The organism is Chryseobacterium contaminans (assembly GCF_001684955.1).
Lineage (GTDB): Bacteria > Bacteroidota > Bacteroidia > Flavobacteriales > Weeksellaceae > Chryseobacterium > Chryseobacterium contaminans.
Genome location: NZ_MAYF01000104.1, coordinates 1 through 6,225 on the forward strand (window position 1 = coordinate 1; position 6,225 = coordinate 6,225).

Below are 6,225 nucleotides of genomic sequence, written 5' to 3' on the forward strand. Positions count from 1 at the left end.
TTCCAATAAAGCATAATCCCTGAGAATCTTTTTTATCCGCTGTTACCAATCCAATCTCTTTTGCAATCTCTCTTACCTGAGGCTTAGTAAGCTCTCCGATAGGAAATAAAGCTTTTGATAACTGATCCTGGCTTAGCTGGCAAAGAAAATAAGACTGATCCTTATTATTATCTTTTCCTGCCAAAAGGTGGAAAATTTCCTTTCCGTTTTCATCAATAGTAGAATCTACTCTGGCATAATGTCCTGTAGCAACTTTATCAGCTCCTAAAGACATCGCAGTCTTCATAAAAACATCGAATTTTACTTCTCTGTTACACAAAACATCAGGATTCGGAGTTCTTCCTTTTTCGTATTCAGCGAACATATAATCTACAATACGTTCCTTGTAAAGTTCACTCATATCAATGACCTGGAAGGGAATTCCAAGCTTTTGAGCTACCATAAGGGCATCATTACTGTCCTCAATCCATGGACATTCATCTTCTAATGTTACTGAAGCATCATTCCAGTTTCTCATAAACAAAGCCACTACTTCATGACCTTGCTGTTGTAGCAAATAAGCGGTAACGCTTGAGTCTACACCTCCTGAGAGGCCTACTACTATTTTCATTGTATTTCAATTTTACGAAACTCTTAACGGGAGTTCTTAGTTTGACGCCGCAAAAATACAACTAAATAAATTCGTAAAAAAACCATAATTTTAAACATTGATAAAAACGATAAATATCAAAATCACCCATCACGAAGTTCGCAACATCCAAAAGCAGGTTGAAAATAGGGATGGGTTTATAAATTTTAGAATAAAATATTTAAATATGAAAAAGTTTATTATTTCTATGATGCTGATCGTTTCTGGATCTGCATTTTCCCAGGTCTCAATAGGAGCACCAATACAGGAAAACAACAAATGGACGTTTGGGGGAGGAATAGGTCTTGGATTTGGAAGCAATAGTTCTTTCTATCTGCAGGCTTCACCAAGAGTGGGATATCGCCTTACTGAAGATCTTGAAGCAGGGGCAGTGGGAAGTGTTTCCTGGCAGACATCAGATTATTATAGATCCACCATGTTTGGAATAGGTCCTTTTGTCAATTATTATATTGCCCGCTCGTTTTATTTAAGTGCCAATTTCCAGCATTATTTCATTAATTATAAAGATAAATACTATGATTATAAGTATAACAGAGAAGAAAATGCCTTGTATCTTGGAGGGGGATATATGCAGAGAATCGGGAATAATTCTTTTATGCAGATCGGTTTGATGTATAATGTTCTTTGGAAAGAAAATTCAAGCGTATTCTCCAATGGTTTGGTTCCTAATATTGGATTTGTGGTTGGACTTTAACGAAGACATTCATGCAGACAAATATAAAATCAAATTGGCTTTAACCAAAACTTATAAAAGCAAAAAGCACCGGGAATTTCCCAGTGCTTTTTTATTGAAATTAAATTATTTATTTAAGATTGAGAAGATTTCTCCGCCGCTGAAGACTTCTTAGGTTTGGAAGTTTTACCTACCAATCCGTCTTTGGCTTCATTAAGGTCAAGAACCACGGTTTCACCTTCATTCAGTTGTTTATTGACAAGCATCTCGGCCAATAAATCCTCAATGTACTTCTGAATAGCTCTCTTCAATGGTCTTGCACCAAAATCTTTATCCCATCCTTTTTCAGAAATAAAGTCTTTTGCCTCGTCAGTTAATTCTACTTTATAACCTAGTTTTTCAAGTCTGCCATACAGTTTATTCAGTTCAATATCAATAATTTTCTTGATATCATCCTGTACAAGAGAGTTGAAGATAATAATATCATCAATTCTGTTTAAGAATTCCGGAGCAAATGCCTTCTTAAGTGCATTTTCAATGGTACTTCTTGCTCTTGTATCTGAAGTTGACTTTTTAGCCGATGTTCCGAATCCTACACCATCTCCGAAATCTTTAAGATCTCTTGTTCCGATATTGGAAGTAAGAATGATAATCGTATTTCTAAAGTCGATTTTTCTACCTAAACTGTCTGTAACGTGACCTTCATCAAGGATTTGTAGCAGAATATTGAATACATCAGGGTGAGCTTTTTCAATCTCATCCAAAAGAACCACTGCATAAGGTTTTCTTCTCACCGCTTCAGTTAACTGTCCACCTTCTTCGTACCCAACGTATCCCGGAGGCGCACCTACTAATCTTGAAACAGCGAATTTTTCCATGTATTCACTCATATCAATTCTGATCAATGCCTCATCAGAATCAAATAATTCTCTTGCCATAACTTTAGCCAGCTCAGTTTTACCAACTCCTGTTGTACCCAGGAAGATAAATGTACCAATCGGACGGTTAGGGTCTTTAAGTCCTGCTCTGTTTCTTTGAATCGCTTTAACAACCTTTTTCACAGCGTCTTCCTGGCCAATTACTTTTCCGTTCAGTTTTCCATCCATCTGTGCCAGTTTGTCAAGCTCGTTCTTACCAACTTTTGTCACAGGAACTCCACTCATCATAGAAACCACTTCAGCAACATTTTCTTCAGTTACGGTTTCTTTTTTCTCTTTTACATCTTTATCCCATTTTTCCTGAGCGGCATTCAGTTCCATCTGAAGGCGTTCCTCTTCATCCTTAAGCTTTCTTGCCTCAAGATAATCCTGAGCTTTTACTGCTTTTTGTTTCAATTCCTTGATCTCTTCAATTTTCTTTTCAAAATCAATGATCTCGGTAGGAACCTTCATGTTTTTGATATACACTCTTGATCCTGCTTCATCCATCGCATCAATAGCTTTGTCCGGCAGAAAACGGTCTGTAATATATCTCGATGTCAGATTGACACACGCTGCAATGGCTTCAGGGGTATAAATTACATTGTGGTGTTCTTCATACTTATCCTTAATCTGGTTCAGAATCTGAATGGTTTCATCTATAGAAGTAGGTTCCACCATTACTTTCTGGAATCTTCTTTCCAGAGCGCCATCTTTTTCAATATACTGACGGTATTCATCAAGAGTAGTAGCTCCGATGCATTGAATTTCACCTCTTGCCAGCGCCGGCTTGAACATATTGGATGCATCTAAGCTTCCTGTAGAACTTCCCGCACCTACAATAGTGTGAAGCTCATCAATGAATAAGATGACATCTCTGTTCTTTTCAAGCTCAGTCATGATAGCCTTCATCCTTTCTTCAAACTGGCCACGATATTTAGTTCCTGCCACTAAACTGGCAAGATCCAAAGTGATCACACGTTTTCCGTAAAGAACTCTGGAAACTTTTTTCTGCTGAATTCTTAAAGCCAATCCTTCTGCAATCGCAGATTTACCAACACCTGGCTCTCCGATAAGAAGTGGGTTGTTTTTCTTTCTACGTGATAAGATCTGGGATACTCGCTCAATTTCTTTTTCACGTCCGATTACCGGATCTAATTTTCCATCCCTTGCTAAAGACGTTAAATCTCTACCAAAGTTGTCCAATGTAGGCGTTTTGCTTTTTGCAGAGCCTAAATTTCCTGTAGGCTTTCTCATTTGCTCAAAATCCTCTCTCTCATCATCATCATCATAAGCACTCATTTGTGGTGACTGCCCGGAATTTTTAAGCATGGTCTGGTACTCTCTTGAAACACCTTCATAGTCGATGTCATAAGCTCCCAAAATATTTGAAGTAGGATCCTCATATTTATATAGAATACCTAAAAGCAGGTGAACGGTATTAATTTCATTGCTTTTGTACTGTCGGCATTCTAACTCTGCACGTTTAATAGCATGATCTGCCATTTTAGTGAAAGAAATATTGGTAACCTCCTCAGAAATAGGATTAAGACTTGTTGTATTTAGAGTTTCAATTTTTCTTCTGATTTGTGTTAAATCCGCATTGAGGTTTTGAAGGATTTCTTTTGCAGAGTTTTCCGTTTTTATAATACCTAAAAGTAGATGTTCTGTATTAAGAAATTCACTTTTCAGCCTCTTAGCTTCGCTTTTGCTTTGTTTGAACACCTGGCTCAAACCTTGTGAAAACTTATAATCCATAATATATCTCATTAGAATAAAAGCAACATTGCCATTTATTCATTATCTAAATTACAAATATTTTACCAAAAATCAATAAATGACTTTATGGCAGAAAAAATTTTATTATCTTATTGAAAATGATTAAGTTTGTTATCCTTAAAAAATCCCAATGAATCCTGAAATTACTACTTACATCGGATACTCAGCGTCAGTTTTTATCGTATTGAGTTTCATACTGAAAGATGTAAGAAAAATCAGAGTTGTTAACATGATCGGCTGTATCTGTTTTGTCATTTATGGCTTCTTTAGCGGACCATTATGGCCGGTTATTATCCCGAATGGACTTATTTGCTTTATCCAGATCTATCATTTATTGCTTGGAAAAAAGGCTTAATGAAGAAAAAAATCATCACATCTGCCTTCAGTAATTTGTATACAGACCAGCGTATTGAAAAGGTATGCCGGAGTTTGTATGAAAACGGGTATGAGATTGATCTGATAGGAAATGACTGGAATGGGGCAGAAGAGATGCAGCGTCCATATCCGTTTTCACGCATCCATTTAGCATCCAGAAGTCTGAAAACAGCTTACTTTGAATTTAACTGGAAGTTGTACCAAGAGCTCAAAAAAAAGGCAGATCAGAATACCATTCTTCATGCCAATGATGTTGACGCGCTATATCCCAATTATCTTCTTGCCCAAAAATTAAATATTCCATTGGTTTTTGACAGTCATGAAATTTTTTCGGAAATGCCTGCTGTTCAGGGCAAAATGTCACAAAAACTTTGGCGTTATGTAGAAAAGACTGTCATTCCGAACCTGAAATGGATGATTACAGCAAGTGAAAGCTATGGAAAGTGGTTTGAAAAAAAATATGGCATACATCCGGTGATAATTCAGAATGCTCCGAGAAGATTAGAATTTACTTATAACCTTCCTGAAAATAACCCTAAAATACTTTTGTACCAAGGGGCTATTAATCCTTTCAGGGGAATTGATAAAGTAATTCTTGCAATGCATTATCTGGATGATGTACACTTGAAAATTGCAGGAGATGGCCCAAGAAAGAAAGAGTATGAAGATTTGGTGATAAGTGAAAAACTTCAGGACAAAGTTCAGTTTCTCGGAAAATTAAAACCTGAAGATTTAAAAGAAGTTACTGTTACTGCCGATTGCGGAATGAGCATTGAAGAAAATGGGGGAGATAGTTATTTGTATTCCTTACCTAATAAAGTATTAGATTGTATTCAGGCGAGAGTTCCGTTGATTTTGTCAAGTCTTCCGGAGCTTAAGAATATTAAAGATCGGTTTGATGTTGGTGAGCTGATAAAGGATCATCAGCCGGAAAATATTGCCATGGCAGTAAAAAAAGTCTTATCCAAGGGAAGGATTAATTACCAACCGGAGCTGGAAAGAGCATCCAAAGCGATTTGCTGGGAAAATGAAGAGGTAAAGCTATTGAATGTTTTTCAGCAAGCTTCTAACGCGTTAGGTTTTAGAGGATAGGCTATTTTTACGACATGAATATTCAAGAATTTGCCTTATCACTTGCAGATTTAGGTCTAATTCATAATTTACTATCTTTGCACAAAGAAATTTGATTTAAAATGACCATTAAGGAAAAACAGCAGGAAATAATTGACGAATTTGCATTTCTTGACGACTGGGAGCAGAAGTATGAGTACATCATAGACCTTGGAAAAGAATTGAAAGGGCTTTCTGAAGACAAGAAAACGGAAGAAAACCTGATCAAAGGCTGCCAGAGTAAAGTTTGGATTGATGCTGAATTTAAAGATGGTAAACTTTTCTTCAATGCAGATTCAGACGGAATTTTACCAAAAGGTATTGTTTCTCTTTTGGTGAGCATTTACAGTGGACATTCTACTCAGGAAATCTTAGATTCTGATTTTGAATTCATTTCAGAGATCGGATTACAGGAATTTCTTTCACCATCCAGAGCTAATGGGCTGATGGCCATGACTAAGCAAATCAAATTTTACGCAGTGGCCTACCAGCTGAAATCATAATCGTGACCAGAATTTTAGCATATCGTTTTTCTGCATTTGGAGATGTTGCCATGACGGTTCCTGTTTTTAAGGAATTTTTAGAGCAAAATCCAGATGTGGAGATTGTCATGGTTTCCAGAAAGAACTTTGAAGCCTTGTTTGCGGGGATTCCTAATGTTATATTTAAGGGAATTAATGTGGATGATTATAAAGGCTTTTTTGGGCTGAGAAGGCTGGGAG

General features: G+C 36.8%; 6 protein-coding genes and 1 pseudogene. 5 read left to right on the forward strand and 2 right to left on the reverse strand.

The window, feature by feature from the left end; genetic code table 11:
• The coding region (mnmA, locus tag BBH99_RS07625; RefSeq protein ID WP_066694138.1) for a tRNA 2-thiouridine(34) synthase MnmA at window positions 1–610 on the reverse strand (610 nt) is incomplete at its 3' end.
• A 205-nt stretch (window positions 611–815) separates the two neighbouring features.
• Between mnmA and BBH99_RS07630 the strand changes: the two genes are divergently transcribed.
• Window positions 816–1,343 (forward strand): transporter, encoded by a 528-nt coding sequence (locus tag BBH99_RS07630; RefSeq protein WP_066694141.1) that lies wholly within the window; start codon window positions 816–818, stop codon window positions 1,341–1,343.
• A 113-nt stretch (window positions 1,344–1,456) separates the two neighbouring features.
• Here BBH99_RS07630 and BBH99_RS07635 read toward each other — a convergent pair whose 3' ends face one another.
• Window positions 1,457–3,997, reverse strand: coding sequence for an ATP-dependent Clp protease ATP-binding subunit (locus BBH99_RS07635; RefSeq protein ID WP_066694145.1), 2,541 nt, complete (start codon window positions 3,995–3,997; stop codon window positions 1,457–1,459).
• Between the two features lie 151 nt (window positions 3,998–4,148).
• Here BBH99_RS07635 and BBH99_RS21850 point away from each other — a divergent pair, with 151 nt between their 5' ends.
• From BBH99_RS21850 to BBH99_RS07650, 4 genes and pseudogenes are all read left to right on the forward strand, one after another.
• A complete protein-coding gene (locus tag BBH99_RS21850) occupies window positions 4,149–4,373 on the forward strand; it encodes a uroporphyrinogen decarboxylase (RefSeq protein WP_065395570.1) in 225 nt (74 codons plus the stop codon).
• On the forward strand, window positions 4,373–5,485 hold the full coding sequence (locus BBH99_RS07640; protein ID WP_066694147.1) for a glycosyltransferase: 1,113 nt from the start codon (window positions 4,373–4,375) through the stop codon (window positions 5,483–5,485). The genes BBH99_RS21850 and BBH99_RS07640 overlap by 1 nt, the downstream gene beginning before the upstream one ends.
• A 101-nt stretch (window positions 5,486–5,586) precedes the next feature.
• A complete protein-coding gene (locus BBH99_RS07645) occupies window positions 5,587–6,006 on the forward strand; it encodes a SufE family protein (RefSeq protein ID WP_066694143.1) in 420 nt (139 codons plus the stop codon).
• A gap of 2 nt (window positions 6,007–6,008) precedes the next feature.
• Window positions 6,009–6,225 (forward strand): annotated as a pseudogene (locus BBH99_RS07650) (glycosyltransferase family 9 protein); the annotation flags it as partial.

What these genes read in the sequence shown, in the direction of transcription:
- BBH99_RS07630 (WP_066694141.1), top strand. Translation starts at nt 816, where the DNA reads ATGAAAAAGTTTATTATTTCTATGATGCTGATCGTTTCTGGATCTGCA.
- BBH99_RS07635 (WP_066694145.1), bottom strand. Translation starts at nt 3,997, where the DNA reads ATGGATTATAAGTTTTCACAAGGTTTGAGCCAGGTGTTCAAACAAAGC.
- BBH99_RS07640 (WP_066694147.1), top strand. Translation starts at nt 4,373, where the DNA reads ATGAAGAAAAAAATCATCACATCTGCCTTCAGTAATTTGTATACAGAC.
- BBH99_RS21850 (WP_065395570.1), top strand. Translation starts at nt 4,149, where the DNA reads ATGAATCCTGAAATTACTACTTACATCGGATACTCAGCGTCAGTTTTT.
- BBH99_RS07645 (WP_066694143.1), top strand. Translation starts at nt 5,587, where the DNA reads ATGACCATTAAGGAAAAACAGCAGGAAATAATTGACGAATTTGCATTT.